Source organism: Streptomyces sp. NPDC001100 (genome assembly GCF_053598575.1).
Genome location: NZ_JBSFKO010000003.1, coordinates 46,737 through 66,399, shown reverse-complemented (window position 1 = coordinate 66,399; position 19,663 = coordinate 46,737). Strand labels below are relative to the sequence as shown.

17 protein-coding genes and 1 pseudogene are annotated in these 19,663 nt (G+C 69.3%); 11 read left to right on the top strand and 7 right to left on the bottom strand.

Annotation, left to right across the window (positions count from 1 at the left end; genetic code table 11):
- Positions 1–182: 182 nt before the first annotated feature.
- The 6 genes and pseudogenes from ACWDEW_RS04715 (at position 183) to ACWDEW_RS04690 (ending at position 4,970) form a co-directional block, all read left to right on the top strand.
- Positions 183–926, top strand: a complete 744-nt coding sequence (locus tag ACWDEW_RS04715; RefSeq protein WP_450509594.1) for an SDR family oxidoreductase — start codon at positions 183–185, stop codon at positions 924–926.
- A gap of 8 nt (positions 927–934) precedes the next feature.
- Positions 935–1,051: pseudogene (locus ACWDEW_RS04710) on the top strand (TetR/AcrR family transcriptional regulator); the annotation flags it as partial.
- Positions 1,052–1,101: 50 nt separating this feature from the next.
- Positions 1,102–1,458, top strand: a complete 357-nt coding sequence (locus tag ACWDEW_RS04705) for a TetR/AcrR family transcriptional regulator C-terminal domain-containing protein (protein WP_450509592.1) — start codon at positions 1,102–1,104, stop codon at positions 1,456–1,458.
- 423 nt (positions 1,459–1,881) lie between these two features.
- A complete protein-coding gene (locus ACWDEW_RS04700; RefSeq protein WP_450509590.1) occupies positions 1,882–3,024 on the top strand; it encodes an ABC transporter substrate-binding protein in 1,143 nt (380 codons plus the stop codon).
- 93 nt (positions 3,025–3,117) lie between these two features.
- Entirely contained in the window at positions 3,118–4,311 is a 1,194-nt protein-coding gene (locus ACWDEW_RS04695) for an ATP-binding protein (protein ID WP_450509588.1), read from the top strand.
- The gene (locus ACWDEW_RS04690) at positions 4,308–4,970 is read left to right on the top strand and encodes a response regulator (protein ID WP_391279793.1); all 663 of its coding nucleotides are present in this window, start codon (positions 4,308–4,310) and stop codon (positions 4,968–4,970) included. Before ACWDEW_RS04695 ends, ACWDEW_RS04690 begins: the two co-directional genes overlap by 4 nt.
- A 118-nt stretch (positions 4,971–5,088) precedes the next feature.
- Here ACWDEW_RS04690 and ACWDEW_RS04685 read toward each other — a convergent pair whose 3' ends face one another.
- The 3 genes from ACWDEW_RS04685 to ACWDEW_RS04675 all read right to left on the bottom strand — a co-directional run bounded on the left by ACWDEW_RS04685 (position 5,089) and on the right by ACWDEW_RS04675 (position 8,153).
- Entirely contained in the window at positions 5,089–5,430 is a 342-nt protein-coding gene (locus ACWDEW_RS04685; protein WP_450510157.1) for a barstar family protein, read from the bottom strand.
- A 184-nt stretch (positions 5,431–5,614) separates the two neighbouring features.
- Complete coding sequence (locus ACWDEW_RS04680; RefSeq protein ID WP_450509586.1) at positions 5,615–7,060, bottom strand: GntP family permease; 1,446 nt, start codon at positions 7,058–7,060, stop codon at positions 5,615–5,617.
- 106 nt (positions 7,061–7,166) lie between these two features.
- Positions 7,167–8,153 (bottom strand): tripartite tricarboxylate transporter substrate binding protein, encoded by a 987-nt coding sequence (locus ACWDEW_RS04675; protein ID WP_450509584.1) that lies wholly within the window; start codon positions 8,151–8,153, stop codon positions 7,167–7,169.
- Between the two features lie 98 nt (positions 8,154–8,251).
- Between ACWDEW_RS04675 and ACWDEW_RS04670 the strand changes: the two genes are divergently transcribed.
- The 3 genes from ACWDEW_RS04670 to ACWDEW_RS04660 all read left to right on the top strand — a co-directional run bounded on the left by ACWDEW_RS04670 (position 8,252) and on the right by ACWDEW_RS04660 (position 12,900).
- Positions 8,252–9,901, top strand: a complete 1,650-nt coding sequence (locus ACWDEW_RS04670; RefSeq protein WP_450509582.1) for an ATP-binding protein — start codon at positions 8,252–8,254, stop codon at positions 9,899–9,901.
- The gene (locus ACWDEW_RS04665) at positions 9,898–10,590 is read left to right on the top strand and encodes a response regulator (protein ID WP_316770436.1); all 693 of its coding nucleotides are present in this window, start codon (positions 9,898–9,900) and stop codon (positions 10,588–10,590) included. The genes ACWDEW_RS04670 and ACWDEW_RS04665 overlap by 4 nt, the downstream gene beginning before the upstream one ends.
- A 714-nt stretch (positions 10,591–11,304) precedes the next feature.
- Positions 11,305–12,900, top strand: coding sequence for a phospholipase D-like domain-containing protein (locus tag ACWDEW_RS04660; protein WP_450509579.1), 1,596 nt, complete (start codon positions 11,305–11,307; stop codon positions 12,898–12,900).
- 121 nt (positions 12,901–13,021) lie between these two features.
- On the opposite strand, the gene ACWDEW_RS04655 is transcribed toward ACWDEW_RS04660, so the two are convergent.
- The 3 genes from ACWDEW_RS04655 to ACWDEW_RS04645 all read right to left on the bottom strand — a co-directional run bounded on the left by ACWDEW_RS04655 (position 13,022) and on the right by ACWDEW_RS04645 (position 15,911).
- Positions 13,022–14,110 (bottom strand): ABC transporter substrate-binding protein, encoded by a 1,089-nt coding sequence (locus ACWDEW_RS04655; RefSeq protein WP_450509577.1) that lies wholly within the window; start codon positions 14,108–14,110, stop codon positions 13,022–13,024.
- 65 nt (positions 14,111–14,175) lie between these two features.
- Positions 14,176–15,054 carry an ABC transporter permease gene (locus ACWDEW_RS04650; protein ID WP_450509575.1) on the bottom strand — a complete coding sequence of 293 codons (879 nt, stop codon included), beginning with the start codon at positions 15,052–15,054 and terminating at the stop codon, positions 14,176–14,178.
- A complete protein-coding gene (locus ACWDEW_RS04645; RefSeq protein ID WP_450509573.1) occupies positions 15,051–15,911 on the bottom strand; it encodes an ABC transporter ATP-binding protein in 861 nt (286 codons plus the stop codon). Before ACWDEW_RS04645 ends, ACWDEW_RS04650 begins: the two co-directional genes overlap by 4 nt.
- 245 nt (positions 15,912–16,156) lie before the next feature.
- On the opposite strand from ACWDEW_RS04645, the gene ACWDEW_RS04640 reads away from it, so the two are divergent.
- Positions 16,157–17,821: an ATP-binding protein gene (locus ACWDEW_RS04640; RefSeq protein WP_450509571.1), complete on the top strand. Its 1,665-nt coding sequence runs from the start codon at positions 16,157–16,159 to the stop codon at positions 17,819–17,821.
- Entirely contained in the window at positions 17,818–18,507 is a 690-nt protein-coding gene (locus ACWDEW_RS04635; RefSeq protein WP_450509569.1) for a response regulator, read from the top strand. The genes ACWDEW_RS04640 and ACWDEW_RS04635 overlap by 4 nt, the downstream gene beginning before the upstream one ends.
- Positions 18,508–19,240: 733 nt before the next feature.
- On the opposite strand, the gene ACWDEW_RS04630 is transcribed toward ACWDEW_RS04635, so the two are convergent.
- A complete protein-coding gene (locus ACWDEW_RS04630) occupies positions 19,241–19,624 on the bottom strand; it encodes a hypothetical protein (RefSeq protein WP_450509567.1) in 384 nt (127 codons plus the stop codon).
- Positions 19,625–19,663: the final 39 nt, after the last annotated feature.

Sequence of the window (19,663 nt, the reverse complement as noted above, 5' to 3'; positions counted from 1 at the left end):
GCCGGTGAACAGTCGGTGGGTTCCGGCAGCTCACGCATGCGCGGCATCTCGCTCACATCCACGTGATCAACAAATCTCCCTTGATGGCAAGTGGATCCACTTGCCATGAGGGGGGAGTGCAGCAGCTACCCCCAGTTGGTAAGTCCATCGACCTACCTCGCGTCTCGACAAGGAACAGACACATGAATCGTCTTGCGGGCAAGCGCGCCCTCATCACCGGCGGCACGAGCGGGATCGGTCTGGAGACCGCGCAGCGTTTTGTCGCGGAGGGGGCGGACGTGCTGGTCACAGGCGTAACCCCGGCCAGCATCGACAAGGCGCGACAGGTCCTCGGGGACAGGGTGCCGGTGGTCCGGGCGGATGCGCGTGATCTCGATGCGCAGCGCGGCCTGGCGGAGCGGGTGCGTGAGCACTTCGGAGAGCTGGACGTGGCCTTTTTGAACGCCGGCGTCTCGGACTGGCGGCCGTTCGAGGACCACACGGAGGACAGTTTCGACCGGCTCTTCGACATCAACGTCAAGAGCGTCTTCTTCCTCACGCAGGCACTGATACCCGTGCTGGCCAACCCGTCCTCGGTCATCCTCAACTCGTCCAACAGCGCGCACGGCGGCTACGGGCGGGCGAACGCCTACGCGGCGACGAAGGCGGCTGTCGGCTCCCTGATGCGGTCGTGGAACGCGGACCTGCTCAAGTCGCACGGCATCCGGTTCAACGCGATCAGCCCCGGCCCGGTGGACACCCCGCTGTACTCCAAGTTCGGAGAGCAGCGCGCGGCGATGCTGGAGGCGATCAGCTCCGGCATCCCTGTGGGACGCATGGGTATGCCCGGAGAGATCGCGGAAGCCGTCGTGTACCTGGCCTCCGATGCCTCGGCCTTCACTGTGGGCCAGGACCTTGTCCTGGACGGTGGCCAGACCGTCCTCTGACAGCGAGGGTGCGCTGGGAGACGGGCGAGGCCGGGTATCACGCGCAGATCAAAGCGGAGAACCGCGCGCGCATCATCCGCGCGGCCCGCGACCTCTTCCTCGCCCAGGGATACGACAAGACCTCCCTGGCCCGGATCACCGGGGAGGCCCGCGTCTCCACCGGCACCCTCTTCATGTGCAGTACGTCGAGCCGCCTCCGCCCGGCGATCCCCGGAACGGCCCGACTCACATCGGCCGCGACTACACCTGCCTGGTGTCGCGGCCCGGCACGGCGGCGCTGTGCCGCCTCATCAGCACCGAGCTTCCCCGGACGCCGGAACTCGCTGACATCGCCGGCACCGGCTTGGCCGTCGATCGCGGCCCCTTCTTCGACCGGCTCTGCGACTACCTCGAGGCCGAAGTGCAAGCCGGCACCCTCATCTCCCGTTCTACCGACCGACAGACGCAGACGGCATCCGCAGTGGCCGAACAGTTCCTCGGCATGATCTGCGGCCAGCTCCTGTGGGCCCAACTCGTAGGGACCGTGCGCTGAGCGTCGGCGGGCTTCGCGGATGACGTGCCATTCGGCGAACGGGCGGATGAGATCGACGTGCCGTGGTGGCGGTTCGGCCACGGTCCGCGCGACCCAGTCGGTGAAGAGGGCGAGATTCTCATCGCGTGGCGGCTGGACGCCGGCGGTGGCGAGCAGCCCGCGCGCGTAGGCGGTGGTGAATCACTCCTCGTCGTGCAAGGCGGACGATATGTATACACAAGATCTTTCATATATGGATGTATCAATGTATCGGTGGCCAGTGGAGTCCGGTCGGTAGAGGAGTTCGTGAGTCCATCGAACGGTTGAATGCGGTCCCGGCTTACGGGTGACGCGGAACAGAGCCTCCTCCCGCGAGACTTGCCAGGTCGTCGAGCCCGAGTCGCCGATGAATCGCAGATCAGACACGAGGAGAGGATTCCCACCATGTCCAGGGACTTCAGCAGGCGTCGGCTGATCGCCGCAGGCGCGGGCGTCGCGTTCGCCGGGGCCGCCGCCGGGCAGGCGTCTGCCGCGCCCGGCGCCCGAAGCGCCGGGGCTTCCCTGTTCGGAGTCCGTGAGGAGCGGCGCTCCTTGGAAGAGCTGTACGAGGCCGCCGTCGCCGAGGGCGGCAAGCTCGTCCTCTACCAGGGCGGCGACGTCGACAGCCAGGCCGCCGGCGTTCGGACCGCATGGGCCGCTGCCTTCCCCGAGGTCGAGCTGACGGTCGCCGTCGACTACAGCAAGTACCACGACGTCCGGGTCGACAACCAGCTCGCGACCGGCACTCTGGTCCCCGACGTCGTCCAGTTGCAGACCCTCCAGGACTTCACCCGCTGGAAGCGTCAGGGCAAGCTGCTGCCCTACAAGCCGGCCGGTTTCTCCGAGGTGCACAAGGGCTTCAAGGACCCCGACGGCGCGTGGACGGCACTGATGGTCATCGCCTTCAGCTTCATGTACGACATTCAGGCCGCCGGCGCCCACGCCCCGAAGACCGCCGCCGACCTGGTCGACGCCCGCTGGAGGAACGCCATCGCGTCCTCCTACCCCAACGACGACGACGCGGTTCTCTACCTCTACAGCCTCTACCAGCGCACCTACGGCTGGGACTGGGTGGCCGCCTTCGCGGCGCAGCAACCGCAGTTCGCGCGCGGCACCCACACCCCTGGCGCCGCGGTCACCGGCCGGCAGAAGACCATCGGCGTCGGTGGCTCCGGCAGCGCGGTCTCCACCTCGACCACACTGAAGTGGGTCCTCCCGGAGGATGCGCCCTTCATGGCCTGGGGCCAGCGCGCTGCGATCCTCAAGCAGGCCGCTCATCCGGCGGCGGCCAAGCTCTACATGAACTGGCAACTGTCCGAGGCTCGCCAGAAAGCGGCCTTCAACGGCTGGTCGGTCCGCGAGGACATCACTCCGAACGCGAGCCTCAAGCCCGTCTGGGACTTCCCGAACGCTCACGTCGACGGCTTCCCGGAGTTCATGGAGGACCGGGCCGAGGTCGAGCGCCTGAAGCAGACCTTCGCCCTGTACTTCGGTGAGGTCAAGGGCGACCCGTCGCCGGGGTGGTTGGGCCTGCACCCGGGGCGGTGACCACGTGGAGGGTGGTTTACCGGGGGCACACAGACGCGTCCTACACTCCTGGCACCGTTGTCGACTGCGTTCGGCCCGCCGCAGGGAGCCCGTGTGTCCCCTTCCCGTCCCGTCGCTCAGCGACGGCAGTTCCCGACCGTGCGGCACTTCGCGCACCTGGTCTTCCTGCTTCCGGTCGCGGGCACTCTCGTGCGGCTCGTCGAGCTGAACAGCGAGTTGTGCTGGAGGGTCGCACCGGCTACCGCCGCCCTCGGCCTGCTCTACATGGCCGGGCCGGCCCGCTGGGACCGTTTCGGTGCCGCGGGACGGCCGGTCTGGCTGTGGACGCTGGTACTTCTGTGGGCCTGGACCTCCTGGGAGATCCCGGTACCACTCGCCTTCGCCTACACATGGCTCGCTGTTCCGCTGGCGGTGCTGGCACTGCGGATGCCCGGGCGCGGGGTGACGGTCGCGACGGTGGGCGCGATCACGGCCGGGCTGCTCGCCTCGCTGGTACGGATCGGCGGCGTCGACGCCGATGTGCTGGGGCCCCCGCTCGCCGCCCTTGGCGCCACGGTCGTCCTCTACCGTTCCCAGCAACGTTTGAACAGCCAACTGGAGTCCACGCGCGGTGAGTTGGCGAACCGTCAGCGTGAGGCCGGACGGCTCGCCGAGCGGGCGCGAATCGCCCGGGACCTGCACGACACCCTCGCTCAGGAACTCGCGGGCAGCCGCATGCTCCTTCAGGCCGTCGAACGGGACTGGCAGCGCAACCCGGACGCCGCCCTGCGCCAGGTGCGTGCTGTCTCCCAGGCCCTCGGCGCGCACCTGGAGGAGACCCGGAGCATCATCAGCGACCTCACACCGCCCGCCCTGGAGCGGGACGACCTGGAAACCGCCCTGCGCGGGCTGTGCACCCGCCTGCAGTCCGCCACCACCGCACCGCACGTCGCCTTTCGTGCGGAAGGAGCACCTCACCTCCTGCCCACCGAACGTGCCGTGACGCTGCTGCGCGTGGCTCAGGGCCTGCTCGCCAATGCCCGCGAACACGCCCGGGCGACCCACGTCCATGTCACTCTCACCCACGGGGACGGCTGGGCGGCTGTCGAAGTCCGTGACAACGGACGGGGCTTCGACCAACGGATCGCTCAACCCGTAAGCCAGAACCGGGGGTTCGGACTGGTCGCCGCCAGGGAACGCCTGAGCTCCCTCGGCGGCACGCTCACCGTCGACAGCACCCCGGGCCACGGCACCAGCGTCCGGGCCGTACTGCCGGTGGCCGACCGCGACCTGGTCGGCGCCTCGTGACCGAGAAGACGCTGCGGGTGCTGATCGTCGACGACCACACGGTTGTACGAGCCGGTCTGCGTGCTCTTTTGGAGGGCGAGCCAGGCCTCGATGTGATAGCCGAGACGGGCGATGGCAGGGAGGCCGTACGGCTGGCCCAGCGACTGCGGCCCGACGTGGTGCTCATGGACCTGCGGCTGTCGGACGGCGCAACGTCGGACGACGGCTTCGGCGGGATCGAGGCGACACGCCGTATCACCGCCGCCGCACCGGGCGTCCATGTCGTCGTGCTGACCAGCTACAGCGGCCGTGGCGATGTCGTCCGCGCCGTCGAGGCAGGCGCCCGGGGCTACATCCTCAAGGCCGGCCCGCCCGAGGAGCTGTTCCGTGCCGTGCGCGCCGCAGCTGCCGGCGGCATGGGCTTGGCCCCCGAGGCGGCGGCTCGCCTCGTGGGTCGGCCCGCCGAACCGGGGCCCGTGTTCACCGATCGTGAGTCCGAGGTCGTTCGACTGCTCGCCGAGGGGCTCAGCAACCGGGCCATCGCCTCGGCCCTGTTCGTCACGGAAGCCACGGTCAAGACCCACCTGGTCAGGATCTATCGCAAGCTCGGCACCGAGAACCGGGCCGGCACGGTCAGTGAGGCTGTGCGGCTGGGACTGCTCGAACTGGACGTGGGCTGACCGTTCGGGGGACACCGCGTGTCCGGCCGTTGCATGCCGGAAGGGGCACCACTCTCGTGAGAGGCACCCCTTCGGCGTGAGTCCCGGCTCGCGCCGGTCAGCTCCGTGGCCGTGCTGATCAGAAGGACGCAGAAGCACTCCAGCCGTCGTCGAGATCCACGAAGCAGCCGGCCCCTGTCATGCTCCGTGCCAGACCGGACAGACGGTCGGAAGCGTCGGCCACGAGCAATGACGAGCCAGGTGCCGTGCCGGGCCGATCCCTCACCTGACTCAGGACGGCCAGAAAGACTCCCAGTACGCCCGGCTGCTCGTCGGTGAGCAAGTCGCCGGCCTCTCGGACGACGACCGTCAGGTCGTGGTCCGCGTTGTCCACCACCGTGCGCAGGCAGTCGAGGAAGGCGTCCCAGTGGTGGCCGAACCAGTCCGGGAATCCGAGCCGGCGCCCATTCGGGTCCTCGATCCCTTGCTCAAGGTGTCGGACGGCTCAACTGCGATACTCCGGAGCCACGTTGCTCATCTGTCGAGCGGTCTCGACCTGCCACGTGAACGTTGACAGGTTCGGTGGGAGAGCGGCTTTCGATGCGTGGCGCGCCTCGCGGATTTCCCGACCCAGTGGGCCGACGCGCCGCGGGTCGGTCCACTTCCTAAGCAAAGACGGACAACAGGAGGGCCATGCCCAAACCCAGCACGCTGACCAGGGTCTGCACCACCGTCTGCGTCTTGGTGGCTTGGGTGAGATCCATGCCGAAGGATTCCTTGACCAGCCAGAAGCCGGCGTGGTTCACGTAGTTCAGCCCGAGGGAGCCTGCCCCGATGGCCACCACGAGCAGCGATGCCTCCAGGCCGCCTCCGCTGACCATGGGGGCGATGATGCCGGTGGCGGAGACGATGCCGACGGTGGCGGAACCGGTGGTCAGCGACAGCAGGAGTGCGATCAGCCAGCCCAGCACGATGACGTTCAGATGCGCCCCCTTGGCGGCGGAGGCGATCGCGTCGCCGATGCCGGAGTCCTGGAGAACCTGCTTGAACGCACCACCGCCACCGATGATGAGCAGGATGGCGGCGATGGACTTCAGGCTGTCCGTCAGGGATGCGCGGACCTCCTCGCCGGAGCGGCCCGTGCCCAGAGTGGTCACGCCGAGAGCGAAGAGCAGCCCGGCGAGCATCGCCACGACGGGTTCGCCCAGGAAGGTCAGCGCGGAACTCACGGTGGTCGTCTCGTCGAGCACCGTTTCGGCGAGGGTACGCAGCAGCATGAGGGCGACAGGGACGAGCACTGCGGTGATGGCCAGCCCGGTCGGTATCCGGGAACGGGAGGTGACGTCCGTATCCGCCGATGACGCGTGCGGAGCGCCGGCCGTCAGGCTGACGGGCGACTTCTCTCGGACGGACTGCGACGCACCCGTGAACTGCGCGACAAGAGCCTCGTCCGGGCGGACCTCGGCAAGGCGCGGCGCGATCCACCGGGCGTAGACGGGGCCGGCCAGGATCACGGTGGGGACGGCGCAGACGAAGCCGACGACCATGGTGAGGCCCAGGTCGGCGTGGAGACCGGTCATGGCGGTGAGCGGCCCCGGGTGCGGCGGCAGCATGCCGTGCAGGGTGGACAGCGCGGCGATGGCCGGTACGCCGAGCAGGACGTAGGGGGAGCCCTTCGTGCCGCCCTGGGCCTCCAGCCGGCGCGCCACGCTGAAGATCAGCGGCAGCAGCACGATCAGGCCGACCTCGAAGAACATCGGGATGCCGATCACGAACGCCGCGGCCGTGACCAGCCAAGGCAGCCTTTGGGTACTGGAGCGGTCGATCAGGGCGTGGGCGAGGGCATCGGTGGCGCCCGAGTCGGACAGCAGGCGCCCGAGCATGGCGCCCAGGGCCAGCGTGATGCCCACGTCCCCGAGGGTGCCGCCGGCACCGTCCTCAAGGGACTCCACCAGTTTGGCGGCGGGCTCACCGGCGGCGAGGCCGGTGCCGACAGCGACGACGATGAGCGCGACGAACGGATGGATGCGCAAGCGGGAGTTGATGAGGTAGATCAGGGCCGTGATCGCGATGGTGAGGATGAGCAGCAACCACCAGGTGTGCGTGGTCATGCGGGTGCCTTTCGACGGACAGGTGATGGGCATGGCGAAGTGAGCCGCAGCGCGGAAGGGTGTTTGTGCGGCTGGTGTCAGGAGGGGCGGGCGGTAGGTAGCCCGGTCAGTCCAGTCCGAGATCCCTGACGAGACGGGCCACAGATGTGTCCTGTTCGGACAGGTACGCGGCGAAGGCGTCGCCGGTGGTGAACGCGTCGGTCCAGCCATGGCGGCGGAGTTCCGCTTTCCATTGCCGGGACCGGTGCATCGCCGTCAGCGCTTCGATCCACCGCTTCCGATCGGCGCCTTTGATGCCGGGCGGCGCCACGACCCCCCGCCAGTTGCTGAAGACCAGGTCGATGCCGGACGCCTTGAGGGTCGGTACTCCGGGCAGTGCGTCGATCGGTCGTGGGCTGGTCACCGCCAGGACCCTGAGCTGACTGGCGTCGATCTGGTCGAGGAACTCGCCGAACCCGGTGGTGGCGAAGTCGACCTTGCCGTCGAGGAGAGCGGGCAGCAGGTCGCCGCCACCGCCGCCATAGGCGACGTAGCCGACCCGATGCGGCTTGATACCGACGGCCTTGGCCAGCTCCATGGCCAGCAGGTGGTCCGGTCCGCCGGGTGAGGATCCGCCCCCGACCTTCAGGCTCGCGGGATTCCTCTTCCAGGCGGCGATCACATCGTCGATCGACCGGTAGGGCGAGTCACGGCGCACGACCACCGCGCCGGCCTCCTCGACCAGCCGGGCCAGCGGAGTGGTCTCGATGACGGACGCCTTCGCGTGTGCCACGTGCGACGCACCGATCACTCCGAGACCCATCTGCAGAACGAGCCGGCCGTTGCCCCGCTCGTTCACGATGCGCTGCAGGCCGACCGTGCCGCCCGCTCCCGGCAGGTTGAAGACCTGCACGCCGGAGTCCACACCGGTCTCCTGCAGCACGCGGGCCACTGTCCGGGCCGTGGTGTCGTAGCCGCCACCGGGGGTGTTCGGAACCATGATCCGCAGCCCGGTGTCGGCCCCTTCCCCGTCGGGCAGCACCTGGCACCCGGTGACGAGAAGCAGTGACAGCGCGAGGAGGGCACCGCGAAGGGCGTGCGAGCGACCTCTCATGGCACCTCTCTTCCGCAGCCGTCGGGATGGACGTCATGATTGTGCGGCCCGTGGTGCGAGCCGCCCAGTTTGTGTCAGCAGTAGAGATTGAGTTCGTTGTGGTCACCAGTTTTCGGCGTCATACCCTCGCGGGCGAGATGCTGGCGCTGCAGCTCGCCATCGTCGTGGTCGTGCTGCTGGCGGTCGCGGCGCTCTCGCTCGCCCAGTCGGAGGCCACCTTCAGCCGGGTCGAGGGCCGCCGCGTGAGTGCGCTGGCCGAGCAGTTGGCCGCCAATCCACTGGTGCGCAACCAGCTCCCACGACCGGCGCCGGAGGAGACGCTGGCCCCGCTGACGCACTCCACGCTGGTGCAGTCCGGGATCACCTCCGTGACGATCGCCGACTCCTCCGGTCGCATCGTCAGTTCGACCAACCCGACGGTCATCGGTGACCGGTTGCGGCTCGGGCCGGGGGTGGCCCGCGGACGGGGCTGGTCCGGCTCGCTCACCTGGGACGGCAGCCGCGAACTGGTGGCGCAGGTGCCGGTGCTCGGCGCGGCGAGCGGGGACCTGGGGCGCACCATGGGCACCGTCATGATCGGGGAGGCGTCCCCGACGGTGTGGCAGCGGCTCAGCGGTGCTTCTTCCTATCTCCTCGCCTACCTGGGCATCGCCAGCGGGCTGGGCCTCGCCGGCTCCTGGCTGCTGGCCCGACGGGTCAAACGGCAGACGCTCGGTCTGGAGCCGCGAGAGATCACCGGGCTCGCCGAACACCGCGAGGCCATGCTGTACGGGATCGCCGAGGGCGTGATCGCCCTGGATCCCCAGCAGCGCCTCACCCTGGTGAACGAGGTGGGCAGACAGCTGCTCGACCTGCCCGAGGAGTGCGTGGGCCGTACGCTGGGCGAGCTCGGCATCGACGGCCGTCTTCACGACGTACTCACCGGCACCCGGCCCGAAGCGGAGCACGGGCCCGACGAAGTGGTCATCCGGCACGGTCGCGTGCTGGTGATGAACAGGATGACCGTCACGAAGAACGACCGCCTGCTCGGCTCGGTCACCACGCTGCGGGACCGCACCGAACTGGCTCGGCTGGAACGCGAGATCGGCTCCTTCCGCAGCACGTCCGAGCTGCTACGGGCCCAGACACACGAGTTCGCCAACCAGCTGCACACCATCTCCGGACTCATCCAGATCGGCGAGCAGGACGAGGTCGTACGCTACGTCCGGGCGCTCACCCGGCGCCGCCAGTCCCTGGACATGACCATCGGCCGCCGCATCCACGATCCGGCCGTCGCCGCCCTCCTCATGGCGAAGGACTCCCTCGCGGCCGAACGCAGGATCACCCTGAAGATCTCGGACGTCACCTCCCTCGGCCGGCTCGCTTCGGAGGACGCCGCCGACGTGGCGACCGTGGTCGGCAACCTGGTCGACAACGCCATCGACGCCGCAGCCGGAAGCGGCCTCGACGACCGGGAACCCTGGATCGAGGTCGAACTCCGACAGGACGCGTCCAGCGTGGAGATCGTGGTGTGCGACTCGGGCCCGGGCGTGGCTCCCGAACTCGCCCAGGAGGTCTTCCACCACGGTTTCACCACCAAGGCCGCCGCAGAGGGCGAGCGGGGCATCGGCCTTGCACTCACCCAGCTCGTCTGTGAACGACGGGGCGGGGAGATCAGGGTGACCAACACCGCCGAAGGCGCCCGGTTCACCGCGCGCATGTCCGTGAGCCACTCAACGGAAGCGATCGAGGAAGGAGCGGCACGTTGACGGACACCTCCGGCACGATCGACGTTCTCGTCGTCGACGACGACTTCATGGTGGCTCGGGTCCACCGCACCTTCGTCGAGCGGGTGCCTGCGTTCAGGGTCGTCGGCACCGCGGGCACGGGTGAGCAGGCCATCACCGCAGTCGACGAACTGCGCCCGGATCTCGTTCTCCTCGATCTATATCTCCCCGATGTCTTCGGCCTGGACGTCATCCCGCGGCTGCGCACCGCGGGACACGACTGCGACATCATGGTCATCAGTGCCGCGCGCGAGGCCGACACCGTGCGCGGCGCGGTCCGCCACGGTGTCGTGGACTACCTCCTCAAACCCTTCGACTACGAGGACCTGAAGCCCCGCCTGGACCGGTACGCCGCACGGCGCGGCAGGCTTCTCACCACGGTGGTGCGCGGCCAGGCCGACATCGACCGGGCTCTGTCCGCAGGGTCTGTCCCCGCTGCTGTCGCCGGACTCCCGAAGGGCCTGAGCGTGGAGACCGCCGACCTCGTCCAACGCACGCTTCGTGATGCGGACGGCACCCTGTCGGCCGCCGAATGCGCGGCCGCCACCGGTATCTCCCGTGTCAGCGCCCGCCGTTACCTGGAGCACTTCCACACCACCGGCACGGCGGCCGTCGCCCTGCGCTACGGCGCGGCCGGCCGGCCCGAGCGGCGCTATGGCTGGCGAGGGTGAGAAAGAGACTGTCCCTCCCATCATCGGAATCGGTCTGAAGTGCGACGTAGGGGGATTCTCGAATCAGACTCCGCCCCGAGTTCCGAGGCGGAGCCTCTGCGCGCTGGAAGGTGAATCGGCTGCGGGCGAGTTTCGAGGCGCGGATGCTGGTTGGGTTCGTCCTTCCAGGACGCGTTCTGGACGCAGGTTGGACACGAGGATCGGAAAAGACCGACAAGGGCTGAGAAGGGGTGAGGTGTCAAACCGCTCCTGAGCTGGGAAAACGGCCAAGATTGGCGTTGATCGGCAAGGGGCGCCAAGATCCTCGAAGAACTCATAATCCGTCGGCCGTGGGTTCGAGTCCCACCCGCCCCACCATGCACGTCCAATCCCCTGCGGAAACGTCTCATCAGGGGTGTGGATTCAGGAGTTTGGGTCACGGGGTTGAATCCGCCGCCCGTCGGTGCCGACCGGGCATGGGGCACCAGGTGTAGTGGGCGTCGAGGGCACCGTGGCTTCTGAGCGGCGGCGAGGTTTCATCCCTTCTGCCCGGGTTACTCGTCGGACATGTCCGGATGCTACGGCGGCAACCCCGCGGGGACGGCATCCTCCGCATTGCCGACGTCACGGAACCATGCTGCCGAGACGCGTGCTCCGGAGCTTCTGACAGCGGCCTGGACACACGGATGACCGATGGACATGCCTGCTGTGCCGGGTGCTGCCCTGGGAGGAGCCATGGAACTGGCCGACTGGCTGCTCGCGCCGGGCGAGCGGGGTAACCCCGCGACCCGTCTGGAGAGCCGACGGCCCGGAGGCGCGGCGTGGTCGACGGGCAACCGGGTGCGTCCCCTCGTCCACGGCGCGATGTACTTCGGTGAACTGCTCAAGGCCGTCCGCGCCCAACAGCCGGGCGACCTGCTGCTGTTCACCGACTGGCGCGGCGACCCCGACGAACGGCTCGCCGGCCCCGGCAGCGAGATCGGCCAGGTGCTGTGTGCGGCGGCCGAACGCGGTGTCGTCGTCAAGGGGCTGATCTGGCGTTCCCATCTGGACCGCTTCCAGTTCAGCGAACGCGAGAACCGTCACCTCGGTGAGGAGATCAGAGCGGCGGGCGGTGAGTGCCTGCTCGACATGCGGGTGCGCCCCGGCGGCTCGCACCACCAGAAGTCCGTCGTACTGCGCCACCCGGGACGGCCTGAACGGGACGTCGCCTTCGTCGGCGGCATCGACCTGTGCCACAGCCGCCGCGACGACACCGCGCACCAGGGCGACCCGCTCAGTCAGCCGTTCGCCGCCGCATACGGGGCGCGTCCGCCCTGGCACGACATTCAGCTCGCGATCCACGGTCCCGCCGTCGGGGATGTCGAAGCCAACTTCCGCGAACGCTGGGAGGACCCGGCCCCGCTCAGCCGCAGCCCCCTGGGGCGGCTGCGAGAGCTCCTGCGCCATGAGGACACCACCGCGGACAAGCTCCCTCCGCAACTGGACGACCCGGAGCCCTGCGGAGCGCAGACCGTGCAGTTGCTGCGCACCTACCCGGCCCGTGTCCACGGCTACGACTTCGCCCCGCACGGCGAGCGCAGCATCGCCCGCGGCTACCAGAAGGTCCTGCGCCGGGCCCGGTCGCTGGTCTATCTGGAAGATCAGTACCTGTGGTCCGCGCACGTCGTCAGGTGCTTCGCCGAGGCGCTGGCCGCCCACCCCGGGCTGCGGCTCATCGCGGTCATTCCCGCCCAGCCCGACGAGGACGGGCGGGTGGCGCACGCGATGAACCTCGTCGGGCGGATCAGCGCCCTGAAGCTGCTGCGCCGGGCGGGCGGCGACCGTGTCGCCGTCTACGCGCCGGAGAACCACGCCGGGACTCCCGTGTACGTCCACGCCAAGGTCTGCGTCATCGACGACGTGTGGTCCTCGGTCGGCTCGGACAACGTCAACCGCCGCTCCTGGACGCACGATTCCGAGCTGAGCTGCGCCGTCGTGGACGAGACGATCGACCCCCGTGAGCCGCGCGACCCCGGAGGGCTCGGCGACGGAGCCCGTTCCTACGCCCGCGACCTGCGACTCGAACTGGCCTGTGAGCATCTGGACCGCGCTGACCCGGAGGGGCTGTGCGACCCGGAGAAGACGTTCCGCGCCTTCGCGGAGTCGGCCGCCGCGCTGGACGCGTGGCACGACGGCGGACGCCAGGGACCCCGGCCTCCCGGCCGCCTGCGGACCTACCGCACCCCGCGTCTGTCGCCCACCACGACGGCCCTGGTCACCCCGCTCTACCGACTGCTCGCCGACCCCGACGGCCGCCCCCTGGCACTCCGCCGCAGGAACGCGTACTGAAGGTTCCTGGGCGGAGGCTTTTCGACCGTTCGCCGCCCCGTCCCGCCGGCCGGGCCGTTGCCGACTACTTCGGCTCCGCGAGCGTACGGACCAACGGGGCGGCCTCCGGCATGGCGCGGGCTCAGCCGTTCGGGCCGGCCGGGGTGGTGGTCGTCTTGAAGCCCTCGGTCTTGTTGGCCTGGACGGCGAAGTCATTGGTGAACGTCTTGCTCAGGTCCACCGATCCCTTCACGTTGCCGACCAGTTTCTCCGTCGCCAGAGAGGTCTTCGGGCCGCCGGCCGGCATGAGACCGTCCGGGAGGAACTGGCCCTTGTCCTCGTTCAGGGCCGCGATGTAGTCGGCCTTGGTCACCAGTTGGTTGGACACGAACGACGCCGGCAGCTTGTTCGCGATGTCGGCCGCGCTGTGGGTGCTGATCCAGTGCATGGTGGCGACGAGCGCGTCGACGACCTTCTGCACCGTGTCCTTGTGCGCGTTCACCCAGTCGGTGCGGGCGAGCACGCTGGCGGCGGGATAGGCGCCGCCCATCGCCGCCGTGGCGCCGGAGGTGGTGGCCAGGTCGATCGCGGACGTGCCGACGCCCTTCTTCTGGATCGCGGCCACCGTCGGCTGCGTCGTCATCACGCAGTCGACCTTGCCGTTCTGCAGCGCGGCGATGGCGGTGGAGCCCGCGCCGACCCCGATCCGGTGGAACTGGCTGGTCTTGACGCCCTGCTTGGCGGCCAGGAACTGGGTGAGGGTGTCGGTGCCGGACCCCAGGTCGGTGACGCCGAGGGTCTTGCCCTTGAAGTCGGCGGCCGAGTGGACTCCCGACTTGGCGGTGCACATCTCGCGCTCGCCCGGTGCGCCGGAGAGCTGTACGACGTCCTCGACGGCCTTGCCCTTCGCCTGGAACTCGATCGTGTGGTTGTACCAGGCGCCCGCCATGTCCACCTGGCCCGAGGCCATGGCCTCCTCGGCGCCCACGCCGCCGTCCTGCTCGGTGCTCAACTGCATGTTGACGCCGTACTTCTTGTAGAAGCCGAGCTGCTGGGCGAGCTGGTAGGGCAGGTAGATCTGCTTGTCGAGGCCGCCGGCCATGAGCTTGACGGTCGGCGTGGAGCCCGAACCGCCGGTCGAGGCCGAGGAGTTGCCGGAACAGGCACTGGTGGCGCCGAGGGCGAGGACGGCGAGGACGGACGCGGCGACGGCGACGGGTCGTCTGGACATGGCTGATCACATTCCTTTGCTGAGGGTGAAGGTGTGGGAACGAAGAGGGGGTGACTGCGGCGGTTTCAGAGGGAGTTCGCCTCGGTCGGGGCCGGCGGGCGCCAGGACAGCAGCCGGTGTTCGAGCTTGCCGATCAGCCACTCGGCGCCGAGCACGATGACCGAGATGACGAGCATCGTGGCGAACACGCCGTTGGGGTCGAAGTTGTTCTGCGCGGTCTTGATGACCAGGCCGAGGCCGCTCTGCGCGCCGAGCACCTCGCCGACCAGCGCGCCGACGATGGCGAAGCCGAAGGCGCTGTGCAGGCTGGCGATGATCCAGGTGAGTGCGGAGGGCACGGTGACGTGCCGGATGATCTGCCACTGCGAGGCGCCGAGGACCCTGGTGTTGGCGAGGATGTTGCGGTCGACCTCGCGGACGCCCTGGAAGGCGTTGAAGAAGACGATGAAGAACACCAGCACCGCGGCGAGCAGGATCTTCGGCAGCACGCCGATGCCGAACGCGACGATGAAGATCGAGCCGAGGACGATCCGCGGGATCGCGTTGACCATCTTGATGTAGGGGCCGAGCACGTCGGCGAGGAAGCGGCTCTGGCCGAGCGCGACGCCGAAGACCACTCCCGTGACGGCCCCGAGGGCGAAGCCGACGAGCGCCTCCTGGATCGTTGTCCAGATGTTCGAGTAGAAGGACCCGAACTCGGTGCCGTGCCGGAAGAGATCGACCAGCCGCTTGGCGATGCCGGACGGCTGCCCGAAGAAGAACGGGTCGACGATCCCCCAGGCGGTGAAGGTCTGCCAGCCGCCGAGGACGAAGACCGCGAGCCCGACGCGCCCCGCCCACACCAGCGCGGTGCGCCGCCGGACGGCGCTCCTGGCGGCGGCCGCGGCCGAGACCTGGGAGCCGTTCGCGGCCGGGGCGGTGGAAACAGCGGACGTCGTGCTCATGCCGTACCTCCTGCGGTGCGTGCGTAGGCGCGCTCCACCTCTTCACGCAGGCAGTCCCAGATCTGGTGCTGGAGTTCGATGAAGCGGGGCTGGAAGCGGATCTCCTGGACCGCGCCGCGCGGACGCGGCAGGTCGATGTCGAAGACCGCCTTGACCGAGCCGGGGCTGGACGTCATGACGACGACCCGGTCGGCGAGCGCCACGGCCTCGTCGAGGTCGTGGGTGATGAAGATGACCGACGGACGGATCTGCTCCCACAGGCCGAGGAGTTCGGTCGACATGATCGCCTTGGTCTGCACGTCCAGGGCGCCGAACGGCTCGTCCATGATGAGGATCTTGGGTTCGTTGATCAGTGCCGCGGCCATCGCCACGCGCTTGCGCATGCCGCCGGAGAGCTGGTGCGGGTAGCGGTCCTCGAACCCCGTCAGGCCCACCCGGCGCAGCCAGTCGCGTGCCGAGGCGTGGGCCCGCTGCTTGGGCACCCTGCGGAAGACGGGGCCCATCAGGACGTTGCCGAGGACCGTCTTCCAGGGCAGCAGGGCGTCGGTCTGGAACATGAAGCTGACGCCGTCGGTGACACCGTCCACCTCACGGCCGCCGACCTTGACCGAGCCCTCGCTGGGCCGGTCGAGGCCGGACACCATGCTCAGTGTCGTCGACTTGCCGCAGCCGGTCGGGCCGACCACCGCGCAGAACTGGCCCGGCTCCACGGTGAACGAGACGTCCTGGAGTGCCGTGAACACCTCACCCGCGGGAGTCAGAAAGCGTTTGGTGAGCCCTGAGATCTCGACTCGGGCGCTGTCCTGGCCGGTCGTCTCGGCGACGGGGCCGGCCGCGACGTCGTTTCGCGAAGCCATCTGAGGCTGTCTCCTTCCCCTCTCGGAGGTCCTCGGAGGTCGAGGAAGGCAGACGCTAGAGGCCGGGCGGTGTTACGTCGCTGTTTCAGACGTATCCCGCGTTAGTCGTGTTAACAGGGGTTCTGCGCATTCTGCTCAGCGGGTCGAGGGGTGGGCAGAATGTCGGCGATGGGACACAATCACGCCACCACGGGTACGGCGAAGGGGCCGGGCCCGGCAGCACGACAAGGGCGAAGGCACCTGTGATGCCCCTCCGAATCAGGATCGGCCGCGGCGGGAAGGGGAGGCTCTCCGCGCGGATCCTGGCCAACCAGCTCGCCATTCTGGCCCTCACCGGAGCCATCGGCTTCGTCCTGTTCGCGTTCGCCCAGCGGTCCGAGATCGACCGCGCCTACGAGCAGCGGGCGCTGGACATCGCGCAGACCACGGCCGCCGACCCGCAGATCCGGCACGCCATGGAGTACGGCGGTGGCGGCGACGTCGTCCAGACGGTCGCCGAACGCATACGGAAGGCGTCGGGGGCGTCGTACGTGGTCGTGATCGACCTACGGGGCGTCCGCCACTCGCACCCCGACCCGGCGCTGATCGGCGAGCCGGTGGGCGATCCGATCGTGGTCCTCGACGGCCGTCCCCACGTCGGCTCCGACCAGGGCGCGACCGGGCGGTCCGCCAACGGCAAGGCGCCGCTGTACGGACCCACGGGCAAGCTGGTCGGCGAGGTCTCGGCCGGCATCCCGGAACGCGATGTGCTCGGCGAGCTGTGGCGGGAGCTGCCCACCTTCGGCCTGTACAGCGCGATCGCCGTCGCACTCGGCTCGGCTGCCGCGTTCCTGCTGGCCAGGCGGCTGAAGCGGTCGACCTTCGGGCTGGAACTGGAGGAGATCGCCGGACTGTTCCAGGACCGCGAGGCCATGCTCCACGGCATCCGGGAGGGCGTGCTCGCCTTCGCTCCCGACGGCCGGATCACCGTGGTCAACGACGAGGCCCGCAATCTGCTCGGCCTCGGCACGGCGCTCGGCAGCCGGCTCGACGAGGTGCTGCCCGACGGGCGGCTGCGCCGCGCCCTGGACGGCACCCTGACCGGCACCGACCTCAACGTGCTGACCGACGACCACTGCCTGGTCGTCAACCGGATGCCGGTGACGCTGCAAGGCCGCGAACTGGGCGCGGTGGTCACCGTGCGCGACCGCACCGAGCTGATCGGACTGCTGCGCGAACTGGACTCGGTGCGCGGGCTGACCGACGCCCTGCGCGCCCAGCAGCACGAGTTCACCAACCGCATGCACACCGTGGCCGGGCTGCTGGACATCGGCGACCACGACGCCGCCTTCGAGTACGCCGTGGAGTCGGCCGGCGCCGACCAGGCGCTGACCGAGTCCGTGCGCGAACGGATCGGCAGCGCGCTGCTCGTGGGGCTGATCGTCGCCAAGACCACGGTGGCCGCGGAACGCGGGGTACGGATGGTGCTGAGTGAGGACTCCGCGCTCGGCGAGGACCCGCCGCATCTGCGACGGCTGCTGACCATCGTCGGCAACCTGCTGGACAACGCGATCGACGCGGCCTCCGGCGGACCGCCCCCGGCGGGTGGCCGGGAGGTGCTGCTCTCGCTGGTCGAGGCCGTCGACCTGGTGATGGTGCGGGTCGCCGACAGCGGCCCGGGGATTCCGCCGGGCGCCACCGAGTCGATCTTCGAGGACGGCTGGTCGACCCGGCCCGACCGGGGCACCGCCCGGCGCGGGCTGGGCCTGGCCCTCGTCCACCGGCTCACCCAGCGGCACGGCGGGACGATCACGGTCAGTGAGGGGCCGGGCGCGGTCTTCACCGTCGTACTGCCCCTGCCGGACGCCACTCCCGTGCCACGCGACGCACAGTTGACGACGGCCTCGACGACCGGAGGTGACCGCGGATGATACGGACGCTGGTGGTGGACGACGACTTCCGGGTCGGTCACATCCACTGCGACTACGCGTCCCGCATCGAGGACTTCGAGGTGGTCGGCCGGGCGGCGACCGTGGCCGAGACGCTGGACGCGGTGCGCACCCTCCACCCCGACCTGCTGCTGCTCGACGTCTTCCTGCCCGACGGCAGCGGACTCGACGTGCTGCGGCGGCTCAGCTCGGACGAGGGCGGCGCCCGCCCCGACGTCATCATGATTACCGCCGACCGGGACATCACCTCGGTACGGACCGCCATGAAGCTCGGCGCCGTGGGCTACCTGGTCAAGCCGTTCGGCTCCGCCGACCTGGCCGAACGACTCACCGCCTACCGCGAACTCCACCACCGGGTGGCCGCGTTGGGCCTCGCCCCACGCACCGACCAGGCCGACGTGGACGCCCTCTTCAGCGCCGCCCGGCCACCGGCCGTCCCCCGGGTCCCGGCCAAGGGGCACTCCGCACCCACCCTCGCCCTCCTGCACCAGGTCCTGCGCACCGCCCACGACCCCCTGTCCGCAGCCCAGGCCGCCGAACTCACCGGCGTCTCCCGCGCCACGGCCCAGCGGTATCTCTCCTACCTCGTACGGGAGGGCATGGTTCGGCTCGAACTCCGCTACGGAGCCACCGGCCGTCCCGAACACCGTTACCGGATCGCCCGCTGAGCCGGGCGTCGAGCCCACCTGGCAGCTGTGCCGCCCGTCCGCAGAGTGCAGCTCACCAGCAGGGCGTTCGCAACACGCCAGCAAACCGGCACATCGCTCCCACAAACACCGCGGCGCACCCCACGGAACCAGCCCGAGACGCCGCTTGACATCCATAGGGGCATCAACGCAGCAGCGGAGAGCTTCTTCGCGGTCCTGAAAGCCGGGATCGGCAGACCGTATGGGCGACCAGGGCCGCGGCTCGACAGGACGTCTTCCGGTGGATCGCCGAGTATTACAACCGAGAGCGGCTCCACTCGACCATCGGCTACATCACGCCGCACCAGGCGAGGACCCGCTTCCACCAACGGCTGGACCTCGCGGCACAAGACGCAAGTTACGGCACCTACGGGGTCCACTTCACTATCGTCTGGCCCCCGAATCAGCCGACGAACTGTCTGAGGCCGTCGGTAACACTCTCCAGTGATGGTGGCCGACACCGGGCGGGAACCTTCCAGGACTTCGGACGGAGAACTACTACCTCAACCTGATCGTTGGGGTGCCATCGGCAGGGACTCTTCGAGTTGTACCGCGAGGCAGGCCGACGGCCGGTTTCGCCGCATTCCGTGCGCACCGCCCGTCCCTGTGGCCACGTTCGCCGCGGGCGCCGACATGCAGATCGGCCCGGCCGACCCGGGGCGTGGGCGCCCTCGGCGGGCGGACGGCACCGCCGCGCCGCCCGCCGAGGGTCGGCTCAGCAGTAGTTCCAGGTGCCGCTGACGTAGTTCAGATTGTCCGAGGACATGTAGCCGATGTTGGCTACAGAGTCCCCCTTGACCCTCCCGAGGAACCACAGCACACCCGAGTCCGGGTTTATGGCCCCGCACCACACGTAGAAGGTGCTGCCCGTGCTCACCGAACGGACGTTGCCACAGACCGAGCCGACACCGACCTTCAGGTTGTACGTGCCTTTCAACGTGGTTACGAGGGAGGAGTTGTTCGTCTGGTTCGTGCCCCAGCAGGTCGCGGTCGCTGCCGCCTGCGCCGTGGTCGCCGTGGCGAGCCCGGTCACGCTCGTCAGCAGCGCGGTGGCTGCGAGCACCACGCCGACCTTGTGCTTGATCCGCTGCATGCCCATGGTGACTCCTTCGTCCTGAGATCCGTAGTAGCTGTCTTC

Bases quoted from the DNA above. Each gene is read 5' to 3' on its own strand.
- ACWDEW_RS04715 (WP_450509594.1), top strand. From the start codon at position 183: ATGAATCGTCTTGCGGGCAAGCGCGCCCTCATCACCGGCGGCACGAGC.
- ACWDEW_RS04700 (WP_450509590.1), top strand. From the start codon at position 1,882: ATGTCCAGGGACTTCAGCAGGCGTCGGCTGATCGCCGCAGGCGCGGGC.
- ACWDEW_RS04680 (WP_450509586.1), bottom strand. From the start codon at position 7,060: ATGACCACGCACACCTGGTGGTTGCTGCTCATCCTCACCATCGCGATC.
- ACWDEW_RS04675 (WP_450509584.1), bottom strand. From the start codon at position 8,153: ATGAGAGGTCGCTCGCACGCCCTTCGCGGTGCCCTCCTCGCGCTGTCA.
- ACWDEW_RS04660 (WP_450509579.1), top strand. From the start codon at position 11,305: ATGGAACTGGCCGACTGGCTGCTCGCGCCGGGCGAGCGGGGTAACCCC.
- ACWDEW_RS04655 (WP_450509577.1), bottom strand. From the start codon at position 14,110: ATGTCCAGACGACCCGTCGCCGTCGCCGCGTCCGTCCTCGCCGTCCTC.
- ACWDEW_RS04650 (WP_450509575.1), bottom strand. From the start codon at position 15,054: ATGAGCACGACGTCCGCTGTTTCCACCGCCCCGGCCGCGAACGGCTCC.
- ACWDEW_RS04645 (WP_450509573.1), bottom strand. From the start codon at position 15,911: ATGGCTTCGCGAAACGACGTCGCGGCCGGCCCCGTCGCCGAGACGACC.
- ACWDEW_RS04640 (WP_450509571.1), top strand. From the start codon at position 16,157: ATGCCCCTCCGAATCAGGATCGGCCGCGGCGGGAAGGGGAGGCTCTCC.
- ACWDEW_RS04635 (WP_450509569.1), top strand. From the start codon at position 17,818: ATGATACGGACGCTGGTGGTGGACGACGACTTCCGGGTCGGTCACATC.
- ACWDEW_RS04630 (WP_450509567.1), bottom strand. From the start codon at position 19,624: ATGGGCATGCAGCGGATCAAGCACAAGGTCGGCGTGGTGCTCGCAGCC.